The sequence below is a fragment of the Azohydromonas lata genome, from assembly GCF_034427735.1.
GTDB lineage: Bacteria > Pseudomonadota > Gammaproteobacteria > Burkholderiales > Burkholderiaceae_C > Azohydromonas > Azohydromonas lata.
In genome coordinates this window covers 23,913-50,097 of sequence record NZ_JAXOJX010000028.1, presented here as the reverse complement: position 1 = coordinate 50,097, position 26,185 = coordinate 23,913, and the positions used below count along the sequence as shown (strand labels likewise).

Here is a 26,185-nt window from a genome sequence, read left to right as displayed (position 1 = left end):
GCGAGGGCGCGCCGTTCTTCAGCCTATGTGCGACACGCGCTCCAGCTCCGAGCGCAGCAGCCGCACCAGGGCCGGATCAAACGTCTGCAGCGCACGGTCGGCCACGGGCTGCACGGCCTGGCGCATGCGGTCGAGCTCGGCCGGCGCCACCTCGTTGATCACCATGCCGGCGGCCTTGAGCTCTTCCATGGCCTTGCGCGCCTGCTCGCGGCTGACCTGCCGCTGGTAGTCGCGCGCCTCCAGCGCCGAGGCCTGCAGCAGCTTGCGCTCGTCGGCCGAGAGCTTGTCCCACAGCTTCTTGCTGACCAGGACGATGATCACGCCGTAGGCGTGGCCGGTCAGGCTGGCGTACTTCTGCACCTCGTAGAGCTTGGCCGAGCGCGCCACGAGCAGCGGGTTCTCCTGCGCGTCCAGCGCCTTGGTTTCCAGCGCGCCGTAGACCTCGCCGAAGGACATGGGCACCGGGTTGGCCTTGAGCGCCTTGAACATGTCTATGAAGATGGGGTTCTGCTGCACCCGGATCTTCAGGCCCTGCACGTCCTCCAGCTTCTGGATGGGGTGGCGGCTGTTGGTGATGTGGCGCAGGCCGTTTTCCCACATCGCCAGGCCGACCAAACCCTTTTCCGGCAGCTTGGCCAGCAGGGCCTGGCCAAAGGGGCCGTCCATGAGGGCATCAGCCTGCGCGGGGTTGCGTATCAGGTAGGGCAGGTCCAGCAGCGTGAACTCGCGGACGATGCCCGCCAGCGTCGCGGAGCTGGGCACGAACATCTCCTGCACGCCCCCGATCAGCGCCGACTGCTGCTGCAGCTCCGGGCCCAGCGCCAGCGCGGGATAGTCCTTGACCTTGAGCTTGCCCGCGCTCTTGGCGGCAACGATCTCGGTGAATTTCTTGGCACCCAAGCTGATGGGGTGATCCGCCGGCACCGTGGTGCCGATGCGGATGGTGCGGTCCTCCACCTGGGCTTGGGCGGCGCCGCCCAACAGCAAGGCGGTGGTGGCGAGCGCCGTGCGGCGCGTGATGCCGGAAGGGGTCACGAGGTCTCCTGAGCGGTTTTGTCGAGCAACCTGAAATTCTAGGGTTCGCCCGGCGGCGGCCCCTCGCGGTGCATCAAGCTGGTGCGGCTTGCGGCCCTTGTGGCTCTCCTGCCTTCAGGGCGCCACGGGCCAGCACGGCAGCTCGACACGCACTTCGGACGCTTGCGGCCCGTGCGTGCGCTCCACCAGCGTGAGCCGCCGCGTCGCACGCTCGCGCAGGAGCACCGTGGAGCAGCGCGTGCCGTAGTGCGGCATGTCGATGAACACGGACGACAGGTAGCGCTCCACTTCCAGCGGCACGCCCGTGGCGGGCAGCGCGGCGTCCGGCGCGCGGGTGCGATCGCCCAGCGCCGCCAGCAGCACGACTATCAGCGCCTCGGTGTCGCCATGCCGCTCCAGCGCCAGCGCCAGCTCGCGCTTGAGCTGCACGGTCTTGGGCCAGGGCGTGTCCAGCGCGGCGTTGGAGAGGGCGTGCAGCCCCGGCCGCAGCGCGTGCGGGGCAGGGTGGTCGGTGCCGGTCCAGAAGAACTCGCCGCGGATGAAATCGGCTGCCAGCAGGTTGAACGGGTTGTGGCCGGCCTCGCGCAGCGCTTCGCAGAAGGCAGCGCCGTCGCTGCCGCCGTGCAGCCACTGCGTGACGATCTCGCCGCGCGAGGGTGCGTCCGCACGCATGTCGCTTGGGCGGCGCACGTTGGTGAGCAGCGCCAGACGGCCGGCGTCGTTGAGGCCGAACCAGGTGCCGCCGGCGCGCAGGTCGCGGCCGGCGAGCGTGCCGTCGGCCCAACGGTGCAGTGCGGCGGCGGGGCGATCCAGGAACTCGTCGCGGTTGGCGGCCAGGACGAGGTCGAAGCGCGGATGCGCGTCCCAGGCCAGCGCTACCAGGCACATGGCTCGAACACCTCCACATGGCGCGTGCTGGTCACCAGCAGCGCCAGCGCCGTCGCGGCGGCGTGGGCGATGTGCGCCTGCAGCGCCTCGTCCACACCGCTTGGGCGGGCGTAGGTTTCCATCAGCGTGCGCTGGCCGGCGACGTCTTCACTTTGCGGCCGCTGCAGCAGCTCGCAAACCAGATCAGGGTGCGCGCGCTGCAGCTCGGTTTGAAACGTCCGCACGGCTTGCCCACAGGCGGCCAAGTCGGCCAGGGCCACGCGGTAATACACGTACAGCCGGCGCCCGTCGGGGGCGCCGGTGACTTCATTCGGCATCCAGGGGCAGCTCGTAAGGCAGCGGCGCGGGCCGCAGGGCCGGACCATCGGGCGCGCGCAGGTGCAGCGAGGGCGCCTGCAGCGCGGCGATCTTGAGCTCCACCAGCACGGCGGTCTGGCCTTGCAGCGTGGCCGAATCCATCACCAGGCCGGAGGGCTGGCCCGGGTCGTCGCCGGCCGTGAACACCTCCTGGCCCGGGGCGGCGTCGGCCGCGGCATCGAACAGGAAGGCGCGGCGCTTGGTCGTCCCGCGGTACTGGCTGCGGGCCACGACTTCCTGGCCGGGGTAGCAGCCCTTCTTGAAGCTCACGCCGCCGACCAGCTCCAGGTTGATCATCTGCGGGACGAACTGCTCGGACGTGGCTGCCACCACGCGAGGCAGGGCGCTGCGCACTTCCAGCCAGCGCCAGGCGTCCTCGGACAGCGCCGGCAGCTCCGGGGCTTGGGCAGATGCCAGCAGCCAGCGCGGCACGCCGTCCACGTCCGGCAGGCGGATCACGTCGGCGTCCTGCACGCGGGCGCGCTGCCAGGACTGTTGCGGCGCGGCGTCGCCCAACCAGGCGGCGGCGCTTGGGCCGGCCAGGCCGTAGAGGCGCAGATCGGAGGCTTCGGCCAGCTTGCACTTGGCACGCAGGACGAACATGGACAGGCGCTTGACGGTGGCGGCCAGCACGTCGGCGCTGCAGGCCAGCAGGATCTCGCCGGCCGTTGGGCGCCAGAAAATGAAGCTGGCCAGCAGCCGGCCCTTGGCGGTGCAGTAGCCGCCCAAGCGGGCAGAGTGGGCGTCCAGCGCGTTGACGTCTTGCGTGAGCTGGCCGTGCAGGAAGGACGCGGCATCCTCGCCGCTGGCTCGCACCAGGCCCAGGTGCGTCAAAGGCGCGGCACCGTCGAAGGTACCTGCCTGAATGAGGGTGTCGGTCATGCGGCCATTATGATCAGCGGCTTTGGCCCGGGCGGTGTTGGTGTGGTGATGAAGCGGATCTTGCTGGTGCTCGCAGGGCTGGCGGCCCTGGCCGCGTTGGGCGCCGGCGGTGCCGCGTGGTGGTGGCTGCAGCGGCCGCTGACACTGGCGGGCAACTCGGTGGAGTTGTCCATCGAGCCCGGCACCTCGCCGCGCAAGGTGGCGCAGGACTGGGTGCAGGCCGGCGTCGAGACCTCCCCCGACTTCCTCTACCACTGGTTCCGCTGGTCGGGCCTGGCCCGCCAGATACGCGCGGGCAGCTACGAAATAGACCGCGGCACCACGCCGCGCCAGTTGCTCGACAAGATGGTGCGCGGCGACGAGGTGCTGGAAAGCGTGCGCTTCATCGAGGGCTGGACCTTCAGGCAGTTGCGGGCCGAGCTGGCCCGCGCCCAATCGCTCAAACCCGCCACGGCCACGCTCAGCGATGCGCAGCTCATGGCCGCGTTGGGCGCGCCGGGCGTGGCGCCGGAAGGGCGCTTCTTTCCCGACACCTACGCCTACAGCCGCGGCGTGAGCGACCTCACCGTGCTCAAGCGTGCGCACGCCGCCATGCAGCGCCGCCTGGAGCAGGCCTGGGCCGAGCGCCCGTCCGACTCGCCGCTGCGCAGCCGGGACGACTTGCTCATCCTGGCCTCCATCGTGGAAAAGGAAACCGGCCAGGCCGCCGACCGGCCCAAGGTGGCGGCCGTCTTCCTCAACCGGCTGCGCGTGGGCATGCCGCTGCAGACCGACCCGACCGTCATCTACGGCTTGGGCGAGCGCTTCGACGGCAACCTGCGCAAGCGCGACCTGCAGGAGGACACGCCCTTCAACACCTACACCCGCAGCGGGCTGCCGCCCACGCCGATCGCCATGCCGGGGCTGGAGTCGCTGCGCGCCTCGGTGAAGCCGGCGCCGACCAAGGCGCTGTTCTTCGTCTCCCGCGGCGACGGCAGCAGCGTCTTCAGCGACAACCTCGCGGACCACAATCGGGCCGTCAACCAGTACCAGCGCGCGCCGCGTGGCGCGAGCGCGCCCTGACAAAACACCATTGCTTGTGAACCACGGTTTCATCACCTTCGAAGGCATAGACGGTGCGGGCAAGAGCTCGCACATCGAGGCCCTGGCGCAGTGGCTGCGCGCACGCGGCCGCGAGGTGCTGCTCACGCGCGAGCCCGGCGGCACGGCGCTGGCCGAGCGGCTGCGCGAGCTGCTGCTGCACCAGCCCATGGACGCACTCACCGAAAGCCTGCTGGTCTTCGCCGCGCGGCGCGACCACCTGCGCCAGGTCATCGAGCCGGCCCTGGCCCGCGGCACCACCGTGCTGTGCGACCGTTTCACCGACGCCACCTTCGCCTACCAGGGCGGCGGCCGCGGCTTTGACGGCCAGGTGCTCGTCCAGTTGGAAAGCTGGGTGCAGCAAGGCCGGCAGCCTGACGTGACGCTGTGGTTCGACCTGCCTCCCGCCGTGGCGGCGCAGCGCCGTGCGGCGGCCCGCGCGGCCGACCGCTTCGAAAGCGAAGACGAAACCTTCTTCACCCGCGTGCGCGAGGGCTACGCGGCCCGCGCCGCTGCGGCGCCGGGCCGCTTCATTCGCATAGATGCGCTGCAGCCGCGCGAGGCCGTGTGGGCGCAGATCGCCCAATCGCTTGAGGAGCGCGGCTGGTGAGCGCGCCGCTGCCCTGGCTGGAGGCGCCGCTGCAACAGGCGCTGCGCCAGCGCGCGCACGCGCTGCTGTTCCACGGGCCGGCGGGCGTGGGCCAGTACGAGTTCGGCTTCGAGCTGGCCAAGGCGCTGCTGTGCGAGGCGGGCGGCGAGGGCGCCCACCGCCCCTGCGGCCGCTGCCCGTCGTGCCATCTGATGGACACGCACGGCCATCCGGACTTCAAGCTGCTGATGCCGGAAGCGCTGCGCGAGCCGCTGGGCTGGCCGGAGGAGGAGTCGCGCAAGAAGGACGCGAAGCCCAGCAAGTGGATCCGCATCGAGGAGGTGCGCCAGGCCATCGACTGGTCGCACCAGAGCGTCTCGCGCGGCGTGGCCAAGGTGCTGCTCATCCATCCGGCCACGGCCATGCAGGAGGCCAGCGCCAATGCGCTGCTCAAGACGCTGGAGGAGCCCGCGCCCCAGGTGCGGCTGCTGCTGACGGCCACCGACCCCGAGCTGCTGCTGCCCACCATCCGCAGCCGCTGCCAGCGCCTGGCGCTGCCCATGCCGCCGCGCGAGGCGGCGCTGGCCTGGCTGCAGGAGCGCGGCGTCGCGCAGCCGGCCGTGCTGCTGGACGCCGCGGGCGGGCGGCCGCTGGAGGCGCAGGCGCTGGCGGGCGAGGGCGTGGATGCCGCCGCCTGGGCCGCACTGCCGCAGCGGCTGCGCTTGGGCGACGTCACGGCGGTGGCGCAATGGCCGCTGCCCCGGCTGCTGGAGACGCTGCTCAAGCTCTGCCACGACCTCATGGCGGTGGCCGCCGGCGGCGCGCCGCGCTACTTCCCGGCCGACGCCCTGCCGTCCGGCGCCGCTTTGCCGGCGCTGGCCCAATGGTCGCGCGAGCTCACGCAGCTCTCGCGCCACGACGAGCACCCGTGGAACGCGTCGCTGCTGGCCGAATCGCTGGTGGCACAGGCCGCGGCGCTGTGGCCCGCGGCCCGGCCGGCGGCGGGTGCCCGCCCGCGCGTCACTACACTGGGCCGCTGATGAACGCCACCTCGACCCCCGACGCGCCGGCTCCGGCGCAGCCCACGCTGGTGCAACTGGTCTTCAGCGACCGGCAGGCTTTGAGCACCACCTACATCCCGCTGTTCACCGAAGGCGGCCTGTTCATTGCCACGGCGCATGAGCACCGGCTGGGTGACGCCTTCGAGCTGCTGCTGACGCTGCCCGGCGAGACCGAACGCCGCACCGTGGCCGGCAAGGTGGCGTGGATCACGCCGGCGCATGCGCCCGGTGGCCGTCCGCAGGGCGTGGGCGTGGCTTTCAACGGCAGCGAGGAGTCGCGTGCGGTCAAGGCGCTCATTGAAAGCCTGCTGGCCGATTCGGCTGGGGCGCGCTCCACGCAGGTGTTCTGATGTCCGCTCGCGGCCGACCCGGCCGCGGCGCTTGATTGGTTTGATTGCGATGTACGTCGATTCCCACTGCCACCTGAGTTTTCCCGAGCTGCATGCGCGGCTGGACGAGATTCGCGCCGCCATGGCCGCCGCGGACGTGGACCGCGCGCTGTGCATCTGCACCACGCTGGAAGAGTTCGAGGCCGTGCACGGCCTGGCGCTCGCACACGACAACTTCTGGGCCAGCGTCGGCGTGCACCCCGACAACGAGGACGTGATGGAGCCCACCGAGGGCTACCTCTGCGAGCTGGCCGCACGCCCGCGCGTGGTGGGCATAGGCGAAACCGGGCTGGACTACTACCGGCTCAATGGCCGCTCCATGGCCGACATGGAGTGGCAGCGCGAGCGCTTTCGCGTGCACATCCGGGCGGCGCGCGCCACGGGTAAACCGCTGATCATCCACACGCGCAGCTCCAGCGAGGACACGCTGGCCATCCTGCGCGAGGAGGGCGGCGAGCAGGCCGGCGGCGTTTTCCACTGCTTCACGGAAACCGAGGCCGTGGCCCGCGCCGCCCTGGACCTGGGCTTTCACATTTCCTTTTCCGGCATCCTCACGTTCCGCAATGCGGCGGATTTGCGCGAGGTCGCCAGATTCGTGCCCATGGACCGGCTGCTGATCGAAACCGACAGCCCGTACCTGGCGCCCGTGCCGTACCGCGGCAAGGTCAACCAGCCGGCCTACGTGCCGCACGTCGCGGCGCAACTGGCCGAGCTCAAGGGCTGCAGCGCCGAGGACATCGGCCGCGCCACCAGTGCCAATTTCGAGCGGCTGTTCAAGGTCGCGGCAGCCGCATGAAGCCGGGGTTGATCCGGCGCCGGGCGATGGCCGGTATTGCGGCGGCGTGCCTTTCGAGTGGCCGCCTGGCTTGGGCCGGCAGCTACGAGGATTTCTTCAAGGCGGTCGAGCGCGACGACGGGCTCACCGTCACGGCGCTGCTCAAGCGCGGCTTCGATCCGAACTCCCGCGACGAGCGCGGCCAGCCGGCGCTGACCTTGGCATTCAAGGAAGACTCGCTCAAGGCCGCCGCGGCGCTGTGGGCACATCCGCAGTTGGACCTGGAAGCCGTCAACGCCGCCAACGAGACGCCGCTGATGATGGCCGCGCTGCGCGGCCATGTGGAATGGATGCAGCGCCTCATCCAGCGCGGCGCACAGGTGCACCGCGAGGGTTGGGCGCCGATTCACTACGCCGCCTCCAGTCCGGAGGTGGAGCCGGTGGAAGTGATGATCAAGGCCGCAGCGCCCGTGGACGCGCTGAGTCCGAACGGCAGCACGCCGCTGATGATGGCCGCGGGCTACGGCGCCATCGATGCCGCGCGGCTGCTGCTGCGCCGCGGCGCGGATGCCAAGCTGCTCAACAAGCGCGGCATGAGTGCTGCGGATTTCGCCAAGTCGGCGGGACGGGACGGCCTGGCCGACGAGTTGAGCGCCGCGATGCGCCGTTGACAGCCGGTGCAGGGGCCCTGCGGCTCCACACATAAACCACGGCAATGCGTATTATGTTAAATAACATATGCGCTGCGAGATGAAGCCCGCCTGCTTTCCACGCTTCAATGCGCTCCGGGTCTCTTTCCTGCCCCACGGCTTTGGCAACACTCTGGCCCGCTACGCTTGGCACATGAAGCAATCAGAGGCATCGCTGCAATCACTGTTGTTCGATGACGTGCCCGCAGTTGAGAAAACCGCGGTGCAGCCGGCCCTGCCCTCGTCCGAATGGCTGGAGTTGGCGCACGCGCTCAACGAGCGCTGGCAAGGACGGCTGCACCTGGGGACTTCTTCTTGGAATTTCACCGGCTGGGCCGGCCTGGTGTGGGCGCAGGCGTATCCGGAAGCACGGCTGTCGCGCGAAGGTCTGCCGGCCTACGCCGCGCATCCATTGCTGCGCACGGTGAGCCTGGACCGCGCCTTCTACCGGCCGCTGAACGCCGCCGGCTACGCGGCGCTGGGCGCGCAGGTGCCGGCTCACTTCCGCTTCGTGGTCAAGGCGGCGGCGCTGGTCAGCGATGCCGTGCAGCGCGACGGCGGCGGCCGTGCCGAGCGCAGCAATCCCAATTTCCTGGATCCGGGCCTGGCGCTGGAGCAATGCCTGCGTCCGGCCGTCCAAGGCCTGGGCGACAAGCTGGGCGTGCTCGTGTTCCAGCTCTCTCCTTTGCCGCCGGCTTGGTTGCACGACCCGTTGCGGCTGGAGCAGCAACTGGAGCGCTTGTGGCAGGCCTTGCTGCCGGAGCTGCCCGCGGACAGCCGCCTGGCGCTGGAGTTGCGCGACCCCGAACTGCTGCAGCCCTGGCTGGCGGCTCACCTGAAAGCCTTTGGCGTGCGCTACTGCGTGGGCCTGCACGACCGCATGCCCGTCATAGACCGGCAACTGCCCATGCTGCGCGCCACATGGCCTGGCGACTTGGTCTGCCGTTGGAACCTGCAGCTCGGCCAAAGCTATGCCGGCGCCAAGGATCGTTGGGCGCCCTTCGACAAGCTCGTCGCACCGGATTTGCCCACTCGCCAAGGGCTGGTGAAAGTGATGGCCGGCACCTTGTCCGCCGGCCACAGCGTCTACGTGACCGTGAACAACAAGGCTGAGGGCTGTGCGCCCTGCTCCGTGCTGGAGCTGGCGCGCGCACTGGCCGCGCTGCCAGCCTGAGAAACCGGCACATAGAACCCAGTCCCCATAGAACCGCAGTCCCAGTAGGCTGCGGACTTAGAAAACCTCGGCCAAAAGCAAAAAGACCGAAGGCCCTTACGGAACCTTCGGTCTCATGCTGTTTTGGCGGAGTCGGAGGGATTCGAACCCTCGATGCAGGTTTTGCCCGCATACTCCCTTAGCAGGGGAGCACCTTCGGCCACTCGGTCACGACTCCAGCGAAGCTCAGATTCTAGCAGGGTCTTTTCAGCTTTCGCAAGCCCCCTGCGCATTTTTATCAGGCCGCAACCGGTTCCTGATCCAGCTCGAAGGCGCGGTGCAGCGCGCGCACGGCCAACTCCATGTACTTCTCGTCGATCACGACGCTGGTCTTGATCTCGCTGGTGGTGATCATCTGGATGTTGATGCCCTCGTCGCTCAGGGCGCGGAACATCTTGCTGGCCACGCCGGCGTGGCTGCGCATGCCGATGCCGACAATGCTCACCTTGCAGATCTTGGTGTCGCCCAGGACTTGCGTGGCACCGGTGGACGGCGCGACCTGGTTTTGCAGCAGGTCGATGGTGCGCTGGTAGTCGTTGCGGTGCACGGTGAAGGAGAAGTCGGTCTTCCCGTCGTGCGACACGTTCTGGATGATCACGTCGACGTCGATGTTGGCCTCGGCCACGGCGCCCAGGATCTGGTAAGCGATGCCGGGCTTGTCGGGCACGCCCATGACGGTGATCTTGGCCTCATCGCGGTTGAACGCGATGCCGGAGACAACGGCTTGTTCCATCTTTTCGTCTTCCTCGAAGGTGATCAGGGTGCCGGAGCTGGCTTCCTCTTCGATATCAATATCCCAGGGCGTGAAGCTGGAGAGCACGCGCAGCGGTACGCGGTACTTGCCCGCGAACTCCACCGAGCGGATCTGCAGCACCTTGGAGCCCAGGCTGGCCATCTCCAGCATCTCTTCGAAGCTGATGGTGGACAGGCGCCGGGCCTCGGCCACGATGCGCGGGTCGGTGGTGTAGACGCCGTCGACGTCCGTGTAGATCAGGCACTCGTGGGCCTTCATCGCCGCCGCCACGGCCACCGCCGAGGTGTCCGAGCCGCCACGGCCCAGCGTCGTGATGTGGCCGTCGGAGTCGATGCCCTGGAAACCGGTGATGATCACCACGCGGCCGGCTTCGAGGTCGGCGCGCACGCGGGCGTCGTCGATGCTCTGGATGCGCGCCTTGGTGTAGGCCGAATCGGTCTGCACCGGCACTTGCCAACCGGTGTAGCTGATGGCCTCCATGCCTTCGGCCTGCAGCGCGATGGCCAGCAGACCAACCGACACCTGCTCGCCCGTGGCGGCAATCATGTCGAGCTCGCGCAGCAGCGCCGAGGAAGTCTGTTTGGGCGAAAGCTCCTTGGCCAGCCCAAGCAGGCGGTTGGTTTCGCCGCTCATTGCGGAGGGGACGACCACCATCTGGTGGCCGGCACGCGCCCATTTGGCGACGCGCTTGGCGACGTTGCGGATGCGCTCCGTGGAGCCCATCGACGTACCGCCGTACTTGTGAACGATCAATGCCATGGTGTTTGAAACAGGCCCGGTGTTTGCCGCGAGGCACCATCGGCCCGCGAACCCGTGATTCTAGCCGGCCCCGTCAGCCACCCATTCCAGTGCCCACTGCACTTCCCCGTTGGGCGCCCATTGCCGCGCATCGATGCCCAAACCCGGGACAAACAACAAGTCGCTGCCCAACCACAGCAAGGGCCCGCTGCGCCGCCACGCCGGCACGCCTTCGGCCTGGTATTGCTTCTTCAGGCTGCGGGGAATGCCGCGAGGCTTCAATTGAAATTGCTCGCCGCCCTGCCGGGGCTGCGCCAGGCAGTTCTGCAGTTGCCGTGGACTCACACCACGCCCGGATACCGGCGTGACTTCCAGCCAGCCGGGCCACCCTTCGAGCCGGTACCGGCCCGGCTCCGGCAGCGAAACGGCACAAGGCGAAGCATCCGCCGCCATCTCCGTCCCCTGCCCGGCCGCTTCACATCTCAGCAGCCCGCGGTAGCGGTGCAGCACATGTTCGCCCGCGGGCCAGGACGCCGGCGGCTCGCCGGGCAGTTCCCGCACCAGGCGCTGCAACAGGGTTTCGCTCGCGCCGCGCCCGCAGCGCTGCCACAGCCAGTGCCGCAGCAGGTTCACCTGGCGGGCCGGCGGCAAGGCCGTGACATCGCCAATGCGCAACTTGTCGTCCTGGACCGCCCGCTGCAGGTCAATGTCCGCCAGCGCGGCCAAGCATTCGCGCGCCTGCTGCGCCTGGCGCGCCGCCGCAGCCAGCGATTGCTCGGCTTCAGGGAAGGCTGCGCTGAGTGCCGGCATCACCTGGTGGCGCAAGCGGTTGCGCGCAAAACCGTGGTCTTCGTTGCTGGGGTCTTCAACGAACACCAGGCCGTGCGCATCCACGTAGGCCTCGATGGCCTCGCGGGACAACTGCAGCCACGGGCGCACCCAGCAAATGCCATCACGCCACGCCTCGCGCGGCATGGACGCCAGCCCGGCGGCGCCGCCGCCGCGCAGGGCCTGCAACACGAAAGTCTCGGCCTGGTCGCGGCGATGGTGCGCCAGCAGGACGATGTGAGCGCCGGCCTCGCCGGCCATGCGGGCCAAGGCCGCGTAGCGGCCGTTGCGTGCCCAGGCTTCCACGCTTTCACCCCGTGCGGGACGGCCTTCTAGCCGGCACCAGCGCAACTCCACCGGCAGGCCTTGCGAAGCCCATTCCCGGCACTGGGCCTGCAGGTTCTCAACCCAGGCGTCCGCTACGGTTTGCAGGCCATGGTGCACGTGCAGCGCCACGACGCGCAGGCCCTGCACCTGTGCGGCGTGGGCAGTGGCGTGGAGCAGCGCGGTGGAGTCGCGGCCGCCGCTGGTGGCGACGGCGACGCAGGGACTGTCAGCGTTCGGTGGTGTCGGTGAAGCGGCCATAGGACTGCAGCCGCTCATAGCGGCGCTGCAGCAGTTCGCGCGGCTTGAGGTCCACCACTTGGCGCAGCGCATCGTTGAGCGCGCGCTTGAGCGTGGCGGCCATGTGGCGCGTGTCGCGGTGTGCGCCACCCACGGGCTCGCTCACGATCTTGTCGATCAGGCCCAGGGCCTTGAGCCGGTGCGCGGTGATGCCCAGCGCTTCGGCGGCGTCGGAGGCGCGCTCGGCCGTCTTCCACAGAATGGAAGCGCATCCTTCCGGCGAAATCACGGAGTAGACGGAGAACTGCAGCATCAGCACCTGGTCCGCGACGCTGATGGCCAGCGCACCACCGGAGCCACCCTCGCCGATGATGGTGGTGATGATGGGCACTTCCAGTTGCGCCATCTCGTAGATGTTGCGGCCTATGGCTTCCGACTGGCCACGCTCCTCGGCGCCGATGCCGGGGTACGCACCCGGCGTGTCCACGAAGGTGAACACTGGCAGGCCGAACTTCTCGGCCAGCTTCATCAGCCGCAGGGCCTTGCGGTAACCCTCGGGGCGGCTCATGCCGAAGTTGCGCGCGGCGCGCTCCTTGGTGTCGCGGCCCTTCTGGTGGCCCAGCACCATGCAGGCCTGGCCGTTGAAGCGCGCCAGGCCACCGACGATGGACTGGTCATCCGCATAGTGCCGATCGCCGTGCAGCTCCTGAAAGTCGGTGAAGGTCTCGCCGATGTAGTCCAGCGTGTACGGGCGCTGCGGGTGGCGGGCGATCTGCGTGACCTGCCACGGCGTGAGGTTGGCGTAGATGTCCTTGGTGAGCTGCAGGCTCTTCTTCTGCAGCCGCTCGATTTCCTCGGAAATGTCCACGGCCGACTCGGTCTGCACGTAGCGCAGCTCCTCGATCTTGCCTTCCAGCTCGGCAACGGACTGTTCGAATTCGAGGAAGTGTTTTTTGCTCATAAGAATTCCTACCCTGGCCGACTCTCAGTACTCGACGGGAACCGGATCCAGGCTGCGCCACAGGTACCACGTGGCCACCGACCGGTACGGAGACCAAGCATCGCCGACTTCACGGGCCTCGGCTCGTGAGACCGGCTCGCCGCTGAAATAGTTGAGGCTGATGCCGCGCAACAGCCCAACGTCGTCCAGCGGCAGCACGTTTGGGCGCATGAGGTGAAAGATCAGGAACATCTCCGCCGTCCAGCGGCCGATGCCGCGCACGGCGACGAGTTCCTCGATGATGGCCTCATCGTCCATCTGCTGCCATTGACGTACGTGAACCGTACCGTCGGAAAAGTGCGTGGCCAGGTCGCGAAGGTATTCCACCTTGCGCGCTGACAAACCCGCTTCGCGCATGGCAGGCACTTCCAGGGCCAGCACGGCAGCGGGCTGAAGTTTATTCGAACGCCCGCCGGCCAGCGCCGCAAAGCGCTCCCACACCGCTTGCGCGGCGCGTACCGAGATTTGCTGGCCGACGATGGAGCGCGCCAGCGTGGTGAAAGCATCGCCCCGGCACTGCAGCCGGGCTTCGCCGAACTGCGGAATGAGCTTGCGCATCACCCGGTCGCGTTTGGCGAGGTGTTTGCACGCCTCGTCCCAATAGGCAGGCGTGACCGCGGCGGCCGGACGCACCATTCAGGCCTTCACCCAGGTCGTGCCCTGCGGCGAGTCCTGCAGCACGATGCCGCGCTCGGCCAACTCGCGGCGGATGGCGTCGGCCGCGGCGAAGTCACGTGCCTTTTTGGCAGCGGCGCGCTGCTCAATCAAGCGCTGGATTTCGGCATCGTCCAGGCTGCTGCCGCCTTGCAGGAAGGTGCGCGGCGATTGCTGCAGCAGGCCCAGGATGGCGCCCAGCGCCTTGAGCAGCGCGGCGGCTTCCACGCTGCGGCTGCGGTTGACCTCGCCGGCCAGCTCGAACAGCACGGCCACGGCGCCGGGCGTGTTGAAGTCTTCGTCCATCGCGGCCCGGAAGGCCGCAGCCTGCGGCTGGTTCCAGTCGATGGCAGCAAGCGCCGGTACGTCCTCCAAGCTGGAGAGCGCCGTATAGAGGCGGCGCAGTGCGCCGCGGGCGTCTTCCAGGTTGGCGTCGCTGAAGTTGAACGGGCTGCGGTAGTGGGTGCGCAGCATGAAGAAGCGCACCGTCTCGCCGTCGAAGCTCTTGAGGACGTCGCGGATGGTGAAGAAGTTGCCCAGCGACTTGGACATCTTCTCGTTGTCGACGTTGAGGAAGCCGTTGTGCATCCACACGTTGACGAAAGTCTGCCCCGTGGCGCCTTCGCTTTGCGCGATTTCGTTCTCGTGGTGAGGGAACTGCAGGTCCATGCCGCCGCCGTGGATGTCAAAGTGCTCGCCCAACAGCGCGCAGCTCATGGCAGAGCACTCGATGTGCCAACCCGGACGTCCAGGGCCGAAGTCACTGGCGTACTTGGCGTCTGCCGGCTCCTCGGCCTTGGCGGCTTTCCACAGCACGAAGTCCAGCGGATCCTCCTTGCCTTCGAGTACCGCCACGCGCTCGCCGGCACGCAGCTCGTCCAGCGATTTGCCGGAGAGCTTTCCGTAGCCGGGGAACTTGCGCACGGCGAAGTTGACGTCGCCACCAGCGGCGCGGTAGGCCAGCCCCTTGTCCTCCAGGCGCTGAATCATGCTGAGCATCTGCGGCACGTACTCGGTGGCGCGGGGCTCATGTGTCGGCGGCTCAATGCCAATGGCGCCCACGTCCTCGTGCATGGCCACAATCATCTCGTCCGTCAACTGCCGGATGGAGACGCCGCGTTCCAGCGCGCGGCGGATGATCTTGTCGTCAATGTCGGTGATGTTGCGAACGTAGACCACGTCATACCCGCTGGCGCGCAGCCAGCGGCTCACGACGTCGAACGCCATCATCATGCGTGCATGCCCAACGTGGCAAAGGTCGTAAATCGTCATGCCGCACACGTACATGCGCACGCGTGAAGGCTCAATGGGCGTGAACGGCTCGACCTGGCGGGTGAGCGTATTGAAGATGCGAAGGGTCATCGACGGGAGGGCGACAGCAGGCGCCGGAGAACGTTCCAGGCACGGCCCGCCCAGCAGGCGCCGGCCGGGAAAGGGGCGCCGGGGGCTTCAGTAGAATCGGGGCAGTATAGCCAAGGACGCCCTCACCCATGACGCGACTCGCCGCTCTCGCCGCCTTCACCCTGGCCTCTGCCCTATGCGCAGCCACCCCAGCCGCCTGGGCTCAAAAGGTCAAGTTGCAGACCTCGATGGGCGACGTCGTCATCGAGCTGGCGCCGGAGAAGGCGCCCAAGACGGTGGACAACTTCCTGCAGTACGTGCGCACGGGCCACTACGACGGCACCGTGTTCCACCGCGTCATCAAGGATTTCATGGTCCAGGGCGGCGGCATGCAGCCGGACCTGAAGGAAAAGGCCACCCGCGCGCCCATCCCGCTGGAAAGCCGCAACGGCTTGTCCAATGTACGAGGCAGCGTCGCCATGGCGCGTACCATGGTGGCCGACTCGGCCACGGCGCAGTTCTTCATCAATGTCGTGGACAACACCTTCCTGGACCAGCCCAATGCCCGTGACGGCAACGGCTACGCTGTCTTCGGCAAGGTGGTGGCGGGCATGGATGTCGTGGACAAGATTCGTCAAGTGCCCACCGGCAACAAAGGCCCGCACCAAGACGTACCGCTGCAGCCGGTGCTGATCAACAAAGCAACCGTAGAGAAGTGACTATGACCAAGACCGTTGAAATGACCACCAGTGCCGGCGTGATCCGCATCGAGCTGGACGACGCCAAGGCACCCGCGAGCGTGGAAAACTTTCTGAATTACGTGCGTGCCGGCCACTACGACGGCACCGTGTTCCACCGCGTCATCAAGGGTTTCATGATTCAGGGCGGCGGTTTTGAACCTGGCATGAAGCAAAAGCCCACCGGCGCGCCCATCAACAACGAGAGCGCCAACGGCCTGCGCAACGAGAAGTACACCCTCGCCATGGCCCGCACCATGGCGCCGCACTCGGCCACGGCGCAGTTTTTCATCAACACCAAGAGCAACAGCTTTCTGGACAAGGACCGCTCTCAGGACGGCTGGGGCTATGCCGTGTTTGGCAAGGTCGTATCGGGTACGGAAGTGGTGGATGCCATTGAAGGCGTGGCCACCGGTAACCGTGGCGGCCATGGCGACGTGCCCAAGGAAGACGTCGTGATCCAGAGCGTGGTCGAGGTCGCCTGATTACTTCGCCATCAGGGGCGGCAAGCGGGACGCTGCCGCCCTTTCAGTTTCTGGCAGCACCCGCTGAATGGGATCGCATCGATTTCATCAGTGATTTGCACCTGGATTCGACGCGACCCCGGACCTTTCAGGTTTGGGCTGATTTTGTCAGACAAACTCCAGCGCAAGCCTTGTTCATTCTGGGCGATCTTTTCGAGGCCTGGATTGGTGACGACGTGGCCGCTCAGCCAGGTTTTGCAGCCGACGCCCTAAGCATCTTGCGAGAAGCAGCTCAGACGCGGTGGTTGGGTTTCATGGCCGGCAACCGTGATTTTCTGTTTGGATCAAACCAATCTGATTTTTGCGGCATTCATTTTCTGAATGATCCGACGGTCATCTCCGCATTTGGACAGCGCATCATGCTGTCGCATGGCGATTTGCTTTGCCTCGGCGATGTTGAATATCTGAGATTCCGTTCTCTGGTACGAAACCCAGAATGGCAATCGAATTTTCTCGCCAAACCCCTGCAACAACGGTGTGCCATTGCCGCAGCCATGCGTGATGCCAGCCGAGAGCACCAGCGCATGCCGGAGAGTTGGGCAGACGTTGATACTCAAACCGCGCTTGAATGGTTGACCCATGTCCAGTGCAGTGCACTGGTGCATGGCCATACTCACCGGCCCGGCAGCGAGGAAATGGCTCCCGGTATTTGGCGGTATGTGCTGACGGATTGGGAGCTAGACGGTTCGGGGCCACTGCGGGCACAAGTTCTCAGCCTTCAACGTGAAGGTTTCGTTCGACTCGATTTGCCTGCATGAGATGTTTACCAAGCTGCGTCAGGCTCTTCGGCAACGTCGTGAGGAACACGCCCTGCAGCGGCGGCAGATTCCGGATGCAGTCTGGGATTTGACACTACGACGTTTTCAATTCCTTCAGCGGCTTGATGACGTTGAGCTGAATAACCTGCGCCGTATGTCCAGCTTGTTTCTGGACATCAAGGAATTTCACGGTGTGAACGGGTTTGAATTGCGCAACGATATCGTCGTGGCCGTGGCTGCGCAGGCCTGCCTGCCCATACTCAAACTTGGCCTGAGTCATTACGACAATTTCGTGGGCATCGTGATGCATGCAGATTCCGTGGTGGCGTCACGAGAACGGCCTGACGACGTCGGCGTGGTGCACGCCTACGACGAAATACTCGCGGGCGAGGCTGTAAATGGCGGCCCCATCATGCTGAGCTGGAACGATATTTACAGCAGTGCGGGACAAGCGTGCGACGGCCCTGCTTATAACGTCGTCATTCACGAATTCGCGCATGTATTAGACATGCGCGACGGCTTGGCGGATGGAATGCCTTTGCTGCCAGATTCCAATGCCCAACGCGCATGGCATGATGTTTTTGAGCTGGAATTCGAACAGTTTTGCCGTTGGGTCGATCAAGGGCTGGATACAGCTATTGATCCGTATGGCTGCGAAGGCCCTGAAGAATTCTTTGCTGTCGCGACCGAGGCGTTTTTCGTCACACCGGAAAAACTAAAAAGCCAACAGCCGGATATGTACCGACTGTTGGCTTCGTACTATTTACAGGATCCAGCGGAATAAATCTACTGGACCCGTGGCCACCACGCCATCAGGACGTGGTGGCCGGCTCTGCGCGCGGACGGTCGCTCTTGCGCGGCTCGATCTGCAGCAGGACTTCTTCCTTGTCGTCGAGATCCACCGTCAGACGGCCGCCGTCGACCAGTCGACCGAACAACAACTCGTCGGCCAGCGCGCGGCGTATGGTGTCTTGGATCAGGCGCTGCATGGGACGGGCGCCCATGAGCGGATCGAAGCCCTTTTTGGCAAGTTGCTTGCGCAACGCGTCCGTGAACGTGACCTCCACTTTCTTCTCGGACAACTGGCTTTCCAACTGCAGCAGGAATTTATCCACCACGCGCAGGATGATTTCTTCGTCCAACGCACGGAAGCTCACGATGGAATCCAGACGGTTGCGGAATTCCGGTGTGAACAGGCGCTTGATATCGCCCATTTCGTCACCACTCTCGCGCCGCGTCGTGAATCCAATAGTGGACTTGTTCATCGTCTCGGCGCCCGCGTTGGTCGTCATGATGATGATGATGTTGCGGAAATCAGCCTTGCGTCCGTTGTTGTCCGTCAGCGTGCCGTGATCCATGACTTGCAGCAGCACGTTGAAAACGTCAGGGTGCGCTTTTTCGATCTCATCGAGCAGCAGCACCGCATGCGGTTTCTTGGTGACAGCCTCGGTCAGCAAACCGCCCTGATCAAAACCAACGTAACCTGGAGGCGCACCAATGAGACGGCTCACCGCGTGGCGCTCCATGTACTCGGACATATCGAAGCGGATCAGCTCAATGCCAAGGATAAATGCCAGCTGCTTGGCCACTTCCGTTTTACCAACGCCCGTCGGACCGCTGAACAAGAAGGAACCAATGGGCTTGTCAGGCTTACCCAAACCGGAGCGCGCCATTTTGATCGCCGCCGCCAGTGCATCAATGGCGGGGTCTTGACCAAACACCACGCTCTTCAAATCGCGGTCAAGCGTCTTAAGCTTTGAGCGATCGTCGCTGGAAACAGATGCCGGCGGAATGCGCGCAATCTTGGAAACGATCTCCTCGACCTCGGCGCGAGTGATCGTCTTCTTTTGCTTGCTCTTAGGCAGGATGCGTTGAGCAGCACCGGCTTCATCAATAACGTCTATAGCCTTGTCAGGTAGGTGACGGTCATTGATGTATTTTGCGGACAACTCAGCTGCCGCCTGCAAGGCACCAATGGCGTATTTGACGCTGTGGTGTTCTTCAAAACGGGATTTCAGACCCTTGAGAATTTCAACAGTCTGTTCGACCGACGGCTCAACCACGTCCACCTTCTGGAATCGCCGAGACAGCGCCGCGTCTTTTTCAAAAATCCCACGGTATTCGCTAAACGTCGTGGCACCAATGCATTTCATGGCGCCCGAACTCAGAGCTGGCTTGAGGAGATTGCTCGCATCCAGCGTTCCACCGGATGCTGCCCCGGCACCGATGAGCGTGTGAATCTCATCGATGAACAAAATGGCGTGCGGCTGGTCCTTGAGCTGCTTAAGGACACCCTTCAGACGTTGCTCAAAGTCTCCGCGGTATTTAGTGCCGGCCAGCAAAGCACCCATATCTAGAGCGTAGACGGTCGATCCAGAAAGAACTTCCGGCACATCGCCTTGAGTAATACGCCAAGCCAAACCTTCAGCAATGGCGGTTTTACCGACGCCTGCCTCACCCACGAGCAGCGGGTTATTTTTCCGGCGGCGGCACAAAACCTGAATCACACGCTCGACTTCGCCTTCACGGCCGATAAGCGGGTCGATTTTTCCGGCCGTTGCCAGCGTGTTGAGGTTCTGGGTGAACTGGTCAAGCGGAGAGCCCTTGCCTTCGCCGCCTTCCTCCTTCTCACCTTCGTTGCTACTGCTGCTGTCGTTGGACTTCGTCGGCTCGGGCGGGTCGGATTTCTTGATGCCGTGCGCAATGAAATTAACGACGTCCAACCGCGTCACACCTTGCTGGTGCAGGTAGTAAACCGCGTGAGAATCCTTTTCGCCAAAGATCGCCACGAGCACGTTGGCCCCAGTGACTTCCTTCTTGCCACTGCCAGTGCTTTGCACGTGCATGATGGCGCGCTGGATCACGCGCTGAAAACCCAGCGTGGGTTGCGTGTCCACCTCGTCGGTACCGCCCACCGTCGGCGTGTTCTCCTTGATAAAGCCTGAAAGGCTCTTGCGGAGATCATCGATGTTCGCCGCGCAAGCGCGAAGAACCTCTGCTGCGGATGGATTGTCGAGCAGCGCCATGAGAAGGTGCTCGACGGTGATGAATTCATGCCGCTGCTGGCGCGCTTCAACGAACGCCATGTGCAGGCTGACTTCCAACTCTTGCGCGATCATGCGGCCTCCATAATGCACTGCAGCGGATGTCCCGAGCGGCGTGCCGCTGCCAGTACGAGTTCAACCTTGGTAGCCGCTACGTCCTTGGTGTAGACACCGCAGACGCCTCGACCTTCGTGATGAATCTTCAACATGATGTGCGTTGCCGTCTCCAAGTCTCGCTTGAAGTACTCCTGCAACACCATCACCACAAACTCCATCGGCGTGTAGTCGTCATTGAGCAAGACAACCTGGTACATGCGCGGTGGCCGTATGCGTGCTGTCTTGCGCTCTGCAACGACAGCACCATCGTCTCGTCCCGGCGTGAACGGCGCTCGCGAAGGGGGCTTGGGGGGTTCCGAGGGCATGGGGCCATTCTATCGGCTTGATTTGCGGTGGCATGTGCTGCGGATATTGCGCTGCACGCGGAGGCCGCAAGACCTCCGAGGTCATGGTATGTATCTATTTGTACGAAAAAGCTGACACTGCTCATTGACATGCCCCGGAACAGACCAAGAGAATCTGTTGCACTGCAGCAAAAAGACCTGGAGGGGCGCAGAGATGGCTATCGGTACTGTCAAATGGTTCAACGACGCCAAGGGCTTCGGCTTCATTCAACCCGCAGATGGAGGAGCAGATGTGTTTGCTCACTTCTCAGCCATTCAGATGGAAGGATTCCGAACGCTGAAGCAAGGCAGCCGTGTCAGCTTCGAGATCGTCAAAGGTCCTAAGGGCGAGCTGGCGCAAAACATTCGCGCCATCGATGCTTCCGGCTCTACTGCTGGCGAGCAGAACGTCAGATAAAAGCACTGAACGTTCGCGCCACGACACCGGCGTGAACAGCAGGACAAAGTTCCTGTTTTCTTCCGCAGTCGAGCCCAAGCGTGCTTGCTGGAACTGCGCGGAGAAAGCAGGAACTTTTCATTTGGCCTTGGCAGCCCACATCATTGCGTGCATGAAATGGGCACTACCCTGGCTGGATGACGATCACTCCCCTCTGCCGCATCCCGCAGAGGCGCTTGGTCCCGAAACGCAAGCTCCTGGATTGTTGGCTGCAGGTGGCCGACTTACTCCACAGCGTTTGACGGAGGCGTACCGGCAGGGAACCTTTCCCTGGTATTCCGATGGACAACCTGTGTTGTGGTGGTCGCCTGACCCGCGCATGGTGTTACCGACGGCCGAATTCAAGCTTCACCGCTCGCTGCGCAAAACGCTGCAGCGCTTCATCACCACGCCGGGCTGCGAGGTGCACGTGGATCGCGTTTTCCCTCGTGTCATCCATGCCTGCTCCAACGTCCCACGTGAGGACCAGGATGGCACTTGGATCGTGGCCGACATGCAGCGTGCCTATTGCAACTGGCACGCGGCCGGTGCAGTTCACAGCTTCGAGACCTGGATGGACGGCGAACTGGTCGGCGGGCTCTACGGCGTGAGCTTGGGCCGCATGTTTTTCGGTGAGTCCATGTTCTCGCGGCGTACCGACGCCTCCAAGATCGCCTTGGCTGCCCTGGTCTGCTTTTGCCGAGCACACGGTATCGGGCTTATCGATTGCCAACAGAACACATCGCATCTCGCCTCGCTGGGTGCCAGAGAAGTCTCACGCGCCGACTTTCTTCGCCACTTGGCGAGCACCGTGGATGCCGAACCGGTGCAAAGCTGGACCTATGATGATTCGATGTGGATGCAGCTGGGCCTGCGTCCCAAGCTTTGAGGACCTTGCGCGTGACCGCTCCCAAAGAACTTCCTCTGGCATCGCTGCAGTTCTATGCCACTGCGCCCTACCCCTGCAGCTACCTCTCGGGGCGGATGGCCCGCTCGCAAGTGGCCACGCCCAGCCATCTCATCCATGCGGACGCTTACTCCGAGCTGGTGGCAAGAGGGTTTCGACGCAGCGGTCTGTTTACCTACCGTCCCTACTGCGATGGCTGTCGTGCCTGCGTTCCGCTGCGTGTGCCCGTGGAACATTTCAAACCCTCCCGCAGCCAGCGCCGGGCCTGGAAGTCGCACCAAGGACTGGTGGCCAGGGTTTTGAGACTGTGCTTCCTGCCTGAGCACTACCAGCTCTATCTGCGCTACCAATCCGGGCGGCACAGCGGCGGTGGCATGGACCACGACAGCGTGGACCAATACACCCAATTCCTTCTTCAAAGCCGCGTCAACTCTCGCCTCGTGGAGTTCCGGGCGCCCAGCGAATCCGGTCTGGGAGCGCTGAAGATGGTCTCCATCCTGGACGTGCTCAGTGACGGCCTGTCCGCTGTCTACACCTTCTACGATCCGGATGACGCCGCCAGCTACGGCACCTACAACATCCTGTGGCAAATCGAGCAAACGCGGTTGCTCCAACTTCCGTATCTGTATTTGGGCTATTGGATCAGCAGCAGTAACAAAATGGCTTACAAGGCCCACTTCCGCCCGCATGAGTTATTGGTAGATGGGCACTGGACTGTTTGTAAGGATTGATTTGACAAAATCAGGATTTTTTTGCCAGCAGTATCCAAGTTGGGCCAACGATTGGCTTGGCCCTTTCTTGGATAGCTTGTGGCAATAAATAGAATTATGCTTGGAGGTTTTTTTGGAATTATTTACTTGTATGTAGCGCAGTAATATTTAGTTTTCCAATGTGAATGCCGCTCTATGGCATCTCAATTTCTACTCTCCGCGGCTCAGTAATTAGTCAAGCAACGTATATTTCTCGTATGTTGCTTGCTAGGGGTCATGAATGCCACCAAGAGCGAGCTGCGAATAACGCCTGCCCTACCACCTTCTGCGAGCAAGCCTCGGCCCGCACCTCTGTGGACCGATGCTCACGCTCTGACCATCCACCCCGCCGTCAGCACCAGAACCAGCGCCATGGCGCGGTTGAACCACAGCAGTCGTCTACCCCGCGCCAGCCAGCGGCGCAACACGGAGCCCACCAGCGCGTAGCTGAAGTTGCTGCTCCAGGCAAACACGACCATGACGGCGCACACGATGAGCAAACGCTGCCCCGGGTTGTTCGCCGGCTGGCCGCCTGCGCTGCTCACCCAGCCGCCGGCCAGCGCCAGGGCCAGCATCCACGCCTTGATGTTGAGGAACTGCAGCCCTACTCCCTGCCAAAAGCCGACATTCAGACGTCGCTCATCAGCCTGACTCAAAGTCGCGGACTGCGACAGCTTCCACGCCAGCCACAGCAGGTAGGCAATTCCAGCCAACTTGACCGCTGCACGCGCGGCAGGCATCGCCACCAGCAAAGCGCCCACGCCCAGACCACAACCCAGCATCAGCAAGGTCCAGCCCACGGGCACCGCGGCAACGAATACCAGCGCCCGCTTCAAGCCGAAATTGACGGCCAGCGCCGTGGACAAGGTGGTGTTCGGACCCGGCGTAAAGCTCATGGCCGTGGCCAGCGTCAGCAAGGCCAGGAATTCATCTGCACTCATTCGGTGCAGTCTATAGAGCTACGACTGGCCCGCGGTGGCCGTGGACGACAGATCGAACAGACTGGTGGCTTCCAATTCCAGCGCCTGACGCCCGTCCTCATGCAGCAACTCCCAGCGCCAGCGCAACAGGCCCAAATGCGGCTTGCTCTGTGAGCGCCGCACTTCCAGTACCGTGGCCTCCAGGCGCATGGGCTCGCCAGGTCGCACCGGGTTGGGCCACTTGATGTAGGCGATGCCCGGGGACGCGTAGCTTTCCGAACCCTGCAGCACCGCCTCGCAAGCCAGCCGCATGGCCAGCCCGCAGGTCTGCCAGCCACTGGCAATCAGGCCTTTGAACGGCCCGCGGTCCGCGGCGGCCGGATCGGTATGGAACCACTGCGGGTCCCAAGCCGAGGCGAACTCGACGATCTCGCGTTCAGTGAGCGCGGCCGGCCCGGCGCTGATGCGCTGCCCGGCATGGAAATCAGCGAACTTCAAACGACATCCCCCTTGCAGTCCTGGCTCTCCACCATCCCGCGCTGCCAGGCCCGCATCCGCAACCCCGGGCTGACGCGGTAACGCTCGCCGCGGTAGTGCGCGTCCAGCGCATCCAGTAGCGCGGCCACCGGTGCCGCCCCCCACCGGTGCAGCCATTCGAAGGGACCTTGCGGATAGTTCACGCCCAGCTTCATCGCAGCGTCGGCACCGGCTTCGTCGCACACGCCCTGGTGCACGGCGTCCGCCGCTTCGTTGATCAACATGGCGACGGTGCGCGCCACCACCAACCCCGGCGCATCGGCCATGCGCTGCGCATTGAAGCCCAGCGCCCGCAGCCAACGCGGCGCCGCTTCAACCCAGGCAGCACCGGCCTGCACAGCCGGCGCCCACGACAGCGCCGCACCGCCGTCGCGCGACAGCGGCAAGTCGAACACCACCACTTCCGCCACCTCGCCCGCGCCCACCTGCGAGGCGGCACGCCCGTCGGTCAAGCGCAATTGCGCGCCGTCGATTTCCAGGCCCACCCAGTCGCTGTCCGGCACCGGCTCGAAGCCGCGCCCCGCCGCCGCGAGGGTGTCGCTCAGCCGCCGCGCCACCGCGCCTTGGCCGTGCACGCTCAGGAGGGTCTCCGCCGGCAGCTCCATCGGCTCGAAGGCCGGCACCGACGGCTTCACGGCGCCAGGCGCGTGGTCGTAGAAACCGCGCCCCGACTTGCGCCCAAGCAGCCCGCCATCGACCAGCTCGCGCTGCACCAGCGACGGCGCAAAACGCTTGTCGAAGAAGTTGGCTTCAAACACCGATTGCGTCACCGCGAAGTTGGTGTCGTGGCCGATGAGGTCCATCAGCTCGCACGGCCCCATGCGAAAACCCGCCGCGCGCAGGCAGGCGTCCAGCAGCGCCGGTTCGGCCGAGCGCTCCTGCAGCAGCGCCAGCGTCTCGGCGTAGTAAGGCCGGGCGATGCGGTTGACGATGAATCCCGGTGTGGAGCGCGCATGCACCGCCACCTTGCCCCAGGAGCCGGCCAGGCTGTGCACGGCCTGCGCCACCGCCGCATCGGTCCGCAGCCCCGACACCACTTCCACCAATCTCATCAGCGGCACGGGGTTGAAGAAGTGCATGCCCACCAGCCGCCCGGGCTGCTGCAGTCCGTTGGCGATGGCCGTCACGGAGATAGACGAGGTGTTGGTCGCCAGCACGCAGTCCCCGCCCACGATGCCTTCCAGCTGACGCAACAGCGAGCGCTTCACGTCCAGCTTTTCCACCACGGCCTCGACCACCAAGCGCACGGAAGCGGCCGCGTCCAGGCTTGGAATGGGCTCGATGCGCTCCAGCGTCCCGGCCACGTCCTGCGCCGAGAGCTTGCCCTTGGCCGCCAGCGCGTCCAGGCTCCTGGCGAGCTGGGCCTTGGCCTGGGCCGCGGCGCCTTCGCGCAGGTCGAACAGCATCACCGCATGTCCCGCCTGCGCCGCCACCTGCGCAATGCCGGTGCCCATGATCCCCGCGCCCACCACCAGCAGCGGCGCGCCTTGCAGCGGCTTGAACGTCATGCCTTGGGCACCCACGACGCCGGCCGCTTGGCCAGGAAGGCTTCAAAGCCCTCGCGCGCTTCCGGCGTGGAACGCACGCGCGAAATCGTCTCCGCCGTCAGCAGCCGCACTTCCTCGGTGATGGGGCCGACCTGCAACTGCGCAAACAGTTGCTTGATTTCCTGTTGTGCCTGCGGCCCGCCCACCAGCAGGTCCGCCGCCACGGCGTCCACGGCCGAGTCCAGGGCGTCCAGCGGCACGACCTTGTGCACCAGGCCGATGTCCAGCGCCTCCTGCGCCGCGATGCGGCTGGTGGTCAGCGCCAGCCGCAGCGCCTGGCGCTTGCCCACGGCGTTGACGACGTAAGGACCAATGACGGCGGGCAGGATGCCGAACCTCGCCTCGCTCACCGAGAACTTCGCATCCTCGGTGGCGATCGCGATGTCGCACGCCGCCGCCAACCCAACGCCTCCGCCCAACGCGACGCCCTGCACGCGGGCAATGGTCGGCTTGGGGCCATGGTGGATCGCGGCCAGCATGTCTGCAAAGCGGCGCGCGTCCTGCAGGTTCCACTCCTGCGAGGCCGTGCTCGCCCGCTGCATCCACTGCAAATCCGCCCCCGCGCTGAAAGCCTTACCAGCTCCTTCCAGCACGATCACGCGCACCGACGCGTCCCCGGACAGCGATGTGAAGGCCTCGTGCAGCGCGGCGATCATGGCCTCGTCGAAGGCGTTGAACACCTCCGGCCGGTTCATGCGCACGCGGGCCACGGCGCCACGTTCGACCACGATGCTCATGGGCAGCTCTCC

29 protein-coding genes and 1 tRNA gene are annotated in these 26,185 nt (G+C 65.2%); 14 read left to right on the top strand and 16 right to left on the bottom strand.

Annotation, left to right across the window (positions count from 1 at the left end; translation table 11 throughout):
* Positions 1 to 18: 18 nt before the first annotated feature.
* The 4 genes from SM757_RS17230 to ygfZ all read right to left on the bottom strand — a co-directional run bounded on the left by SM757_RS17230 (position 19) and on the right by ygfZ (position 3,162).
* On the bottom strand, positions 19 to 1,035 hold the full coding sequence (locus tag SM757_RS17230; RefSeq protein ID WP_322466426.1) for a TRAP transporter substrate-binding protein: 1,017 nt from the start codon (positions 1,033 to 1,035) through the stop codon (positions 19 to 21).
* Positions 1,036 to 1,149: 114 nt separating this feature from the next.
* Positions 1,150 to 1,923: an NRDE family protein gene (locus SM757_RS17225; protein WP_322466425.1), complete on the bottom strand. Its 774-nt coding sequence runs from the start codon at positions 1,921 to 1,923 to the stop codon at positions 1,150 to 1,152.
* Positions 1,911 to 2,240 carry a DUF4936 family protein gene (locus SM757_RS17220; protein ID WP_322466424.1) on the bottom strand — a complete coding sequence of 110 codons (330 nt, stop codon included), beginning with the start codon at positions 2,238 to 2,240 and terminating at the stop codon, positions 1,911 to 1,913. Before SM757_RS17220 ends, SM757_RS17225 begins: the two co-directional genes overlap by 13 nt.
* The gene (gene ygfZ / locus SM757_RS17215; protein ID WP_322466423.1) at positions 2,230 to 3,162 is read right to left on the bottom strand and encodes a CAF17-like 4Fe-4S cluster assembly/insertion protein YgfZ; all 933 of its coding nucleotides are present in this window, start codon (positions 3,160 to 3,162) and stop codon (positions 2,230 to 2,232) included. Before ygfZ ends, SM757_RS17220 begins: the two co-directional genes overlap by 11 nt.
* Before the next feature lie 48 nt (positions 3,163 to 3,210).
* On the opposite strand from ygfZ, the gene mltG reads away from it, so the two are divergent.
* The 7 genes from mltG (at position 3,211) to SM757_RS17180 (ending at position 8,919) form a co-directional block, all read left to right on the top strand.
* Positions 3,211 to 4,224, top strand: a complete 1,014-nt coding sequence (gene mltG, locus SM757_RS17210) for an endolytic transglycosylase MltG (RefSeq protein WP_322466422.1) — start codon at positions 3,211 to 3,213, stop codon at positions 4,222 to 4,224.
* A gap of 10 nt (positions 4,225 to 4,234) precedes the next feature.
* Positions 4,235 to 4,852, top strand: a complete 618-nt coding sequence (gene tmk / locus SM757_RS17205) for a dTMP kinase (protein WP_066337727.1) — start codon at positions 4,235 to 4,237, stop codon at positions 4,850 to 4,852.
* Entirely contained in the window at positions 4,849 to 5,871 is a 1,023-nt protein-coding gene (gene holB, locus SM757_RS17200) for a DNA polymerase III subunit delta' (protein WP_322466421.1), read from the top strand. The genes tmk and holB overlap by 4 nt, the downstream gene beginning before the upstream one ends.
* Positions 5,871 to 6,242 (top strand): PilZ domain-containing protein, encoded by a 372-nt coding sequence (locus SM757_RS17195; RefSeq protein ID WP_066337748.1) that lies wholly within the window; start codon positions 5,871 to 5,873, stop codon positions 6,240 to 6,242. Before holB ends, SM757_RS17195 begins: the two co-directional genes overlap by 1 nt.
* Positions 6,243 to 6,291: 49 nt before the next feature.
* Positions 6,292 to 7,077 (top strand): TatD family hydrolase, encoded by a 786-nt coding sequence (locus SM757_RS17190; RefSeq protein ID WP_322466420.1) that lies wholly within the window; start codon positions 6,292 to 6,294, stop codon positions 7,075 to 7,077.
* Positions 7,074 to 7,727 (top strand): ankyrin repeat domain-containing protein, encoded by a 654-nt coding sequence (locus SM757_RS17185; protein WP_322466419.1) that lies wholly within the window; start codon positions 7,074 to 7,076, stop codon positions 7,725 to 7,727. The genes SM757_RS17190 and SM757_RS17185 overlap by 4 nt, the downstream gene beginning before the upstream one ends.
* 172 nt (positions 7,728 to 7,899) lie before the next feature.
* The gene (locus SM757_RS17180; RefSeq protein WP_322466418.1) at positions 7,900 to 8,919 is read left to right on the top strand and encodes a DUF72 domain-containing protein; all 1,020 of its coding nucleotides are present in this window, start codon (positions 7,900 to 7,902) and stop codon (positions 8,917 to 8,919) included.
* Positions 8,920 to 9,043: 124 nt separating this feature from the next.
* On the opposite strand, the gene SM757_RS17175 is transcribed toward SM757_RS17180, so the two are convergent.
* The 6 genes from SM757_RS17175 to cysS form a co-directional block, all read right to left on the bottom strand.
* Positions 9,044 to 9,136: transfer RNA gene (locus SM757_RS17175), tRNA-Ser, on the bottom strand.
* 60 nt (positions 9,137 to 9,196) lie between these two features.
* Positions 9,197 to 10,471, bottom strand: coding sequence for an aspartate kinase (locus SM757_RS17170; RefSeq protein WP_066337722.1), 1,275 nt, complete (start codon positions 10,469 to 10,471; stop codon positions 9,197 to 9,199).
* 60 nt (positions 10,472 to 10,531) lie between these two features.
* Positions 10,532 to 11,863 (bottom strand): tRNA lysidine(34) synthetase TilS, encoded by a 1,332-nt coding sequence (gene tilS / locus SM757_RS17165; RefSeq protein ID WP_238455811.1) that lies wholly within the window; start codon positions 11,861 to 11,863, stop codon positions 10,532 to 10,534.
* Complete coding sequence (locus SM757_RS17160; protein WP_066337718.1) at positions 11,832 to 12,803, bottom strand: acetyl-CoA carboxylase carboxyltransferase subunit alpha; 972 nt, start codon at positions 12,801 to 12,803, stop codon at positions 11,832 to 11,834. The genes tilS and SM757_RS17160 overlap by 32 nt, the downstream gene beginning before the upstream one ends.
* Positions 12,804 to 12,827: 24 nt before the next feature.
* Positions 12,828 to 13,478 (bottom strand): DNA-3-methyladenine glycosylase family protein, encoded by a 651-nt coding sequence (locus SM757_RS17155; RefSeq protein WP_066337716.1) that lies wholly within the window; start codon positions 13,476 to 13,478, stop codon positions 12,828 to 12,830.
* Complete coding sequence (gene cysS, locus SM757_RS17150; protein ID WP_322466417.1) at positions 13,479 to 14,858, bottom strand: cysteine--tRNA ligase; 1,380 nt, start codon at positions 14,856 to 14,858, stop codon at positions 13,479 to 13,481.
* Between the two features lie 128 nt (positions 14,859 to 14,986).
* Here cysS and SM757_RS17145 point away from each other — a divergent pair, with 128 nt between their 5' ends.
* From SM757_RS17145 to SM757_RS17130, 4 genes are read left to right on the top strand one after another with little or no spacing between them, the layout of a single operon-like run.
* Complete coding sequence (locus SM757_RS17145; protein WP_322466416.1) at positions 14,987 to 15,556, top strand: peptidylprolyl isomerase; 570 nt, start codon at positions 14,987 to 14,989, stop codon at positions 15,554 to 15,556.
* 2 nt (positions 15,557 to 15,558) lie between these two features.
* Positions 15,559 to 16,059 carry a peptidylprolyl isomerase gene (locus SM757_RS17140; protein ID WP_066337710.1) on the top strand — a complete coding sequence of 167 codons (501 nt, stop codon included), beginning with the start codon at positions 15,559 to 15,561 and terminating at the stop codon, positions 16,057 to 16,059.
* Positions 16,056 to 16,856 carry a UDP-2,3-diacylglucosamine diphosphatase gene (locus tag SM757_RS17135; RefSeq protein WP_322466455.1) on the top strand — a complete coding sequence of 267 codons (801 nt, stop codon included), beginning with the start codon at positions 16,056 to 16,058 and terminating at the stop codon, positions 16,854 to 16,856. Before SM757_RS17140 ends, SM757_RS17135 begins: the two co-directional genes overlap by 4 nt.
* Complete coding sequence (locus SM757_RS17130; protein ID WP_322466415.1) at positions 16,822 to 17,640, top strand: M90 family metallopeptidase; 819 nt, start codon at positions 16,822 to 16,824, stop codon at positions 17,638 to 17,640. The genes SM757_RS17135 and SM757_RS17130 overlap by 35 nt, the downstream gene beginning before the upstream one ends.
* 28 nt (positions 17,641 to 17,668) lie before the next feature.
* On the opposite strand, the gene clpA is transcribed toward SM757_RS17130, so the two are convergent.
* Together clpA and clpS are read right to left on the bottom strand one after the other, a co-directional pair.
* Complete coding sequence (gene clpA, locus SM757_RS17125; protein ID WP_322466414.1) at positions 17,669 to 19,975, bottom strand: ATP-dependent Clp protease ATP-binding subunit ClpA; 2,307 nt, start codon at positions 19,973 to 19,975, stop codon at positions 17,669 to 17,671.
* Positions 19,972 to 20,322: an ATP-dependent Clp protease adapter ClpS gene (gene clpS / locus SM757_RS17120; protein WP_066337703.1), complete on the bottom strand. Its 351-nt coding sequence runs from the start codon at positions 20,320 to 20,322 to the stop codon at positions 19,972 to 19,974. Before clpS ends, clpA begins: the two co-directional genes overlap by 4 nt.
* A 193-nt stretch (positions 20,323 to 20,515) precedes the next feature.
* Here clpS and SM757_RS17115 point away from each other — a divergent pair, with 193 nt between their 5' ends.
* The 3 genes from SM757_RS17115 to SM757_RS17105 all read left to right on the top strand — a co-directional run bounded on the left by SM757_RS17115 (position 20,516) and on the right by SM757_RS17105 (position 22,414).
* Positions 20,516 to 20,758: a cold-shock protein gene (locus SM757_RS17115; protein ID WP_084267588.1), complete on the top strand. Its 243-nt coding sequence runs from the start codon at positions 20,516 to 20,518 to the stop codon at positions 20,756 to 20,758.
* A 151-nt stretch (positions 20,759 to 20,909) separates the two neighbouring features.
* A complete protein-coding gene (aat, locus tag SM757_RS17110; protein WP_066337745.1) occupies positions 20,910 to 21,665 on the top strand; it encodes a leucyl/phenylalanyl-tRNA--protein transferase in 756 nt (251 codons plus the stop codon).
* An 11-nt stretch (positions 21,666 to 21,676) separates the two neighbouring features.
* Positions 21,677 to 22,414 carry an arginyltransferase gene (locus SM757_RS17105; RefSeq protein WP_066337744.1) on the top strand — a complete coding sequence of 246 codons (738 nt, stop codon included), beginning with the start codon at positions 21,677 to 21,679 and terminating at the stop codon, positions 22,412 to 22,414.
* 344 nt (positions 22,415 to 22,758) lie between these two features.
* Here the strand turns inward: SM757_RS17105 and SM757_RS17100 are convergent, their stop codons facing one another.
* From SM757_RS17100 to SM757_RS17085, 4 genes are read right to left on the bottom strand one after another with little or no spacing between them, the layout of a single operon-like run.
* Complete coding sequence (locus tag SM757_RS17100) at positions 22,759 to 23,373, bottom strand: LysE family translocator (RefSeq protein WP_066337700.1); 615 nt, start codon at positions 23,371 to 23,373, stop codon at positions 22,759 to 22,761.
* 18 nt (positions 23,374 to 23,391) lie between these two features.
* Positions 23,392 to 23,850, bottom strand: a complete 459-nt coding sequence (locus tag SM757_RS17095) for a MaoC family dehydratase (RefSeq protein ID WP_322466413.1) — start codon at positions 23,848 to 23,850, stop codon at positions 23,392 to 23,394.
* Positions 23,847 to 25,397: a 3-hydroxyacyl-CoA dehydrogenase gene (locus tag SM757_RS17090; protein WP_322466412.1), complete on the bottom strand. Its 1,551-nt coding sequence runs from the start codon at positions 25,395 to 25,397 to the stop codon at positions 23,847 to 23,849. The genes SM757_RS17095 and SM757_RS17090 overlap by 4 nt, the downstream gene beginning before the upstream one ends.
* The gene (locus tag SM757_RS17085) at positions 25,394 to 26,173 is read right to left on the bottom strand and encodes an enoyl-CoA hydratase-related protein (RefSeq protein ID WP_322466411.1); all 780 of its coding nucleotides are present in this window, start codon (positions 26,171 to 26,173) and stop codon (positions 25,394 to 25,396) included. Before SM757_RS17085 ends, SM757_RS17090 begins: the two co-directional genes overlap by 4 nt.
* Positions 26,174 to 26,185 lie beyond the last annotated feature (12 nt).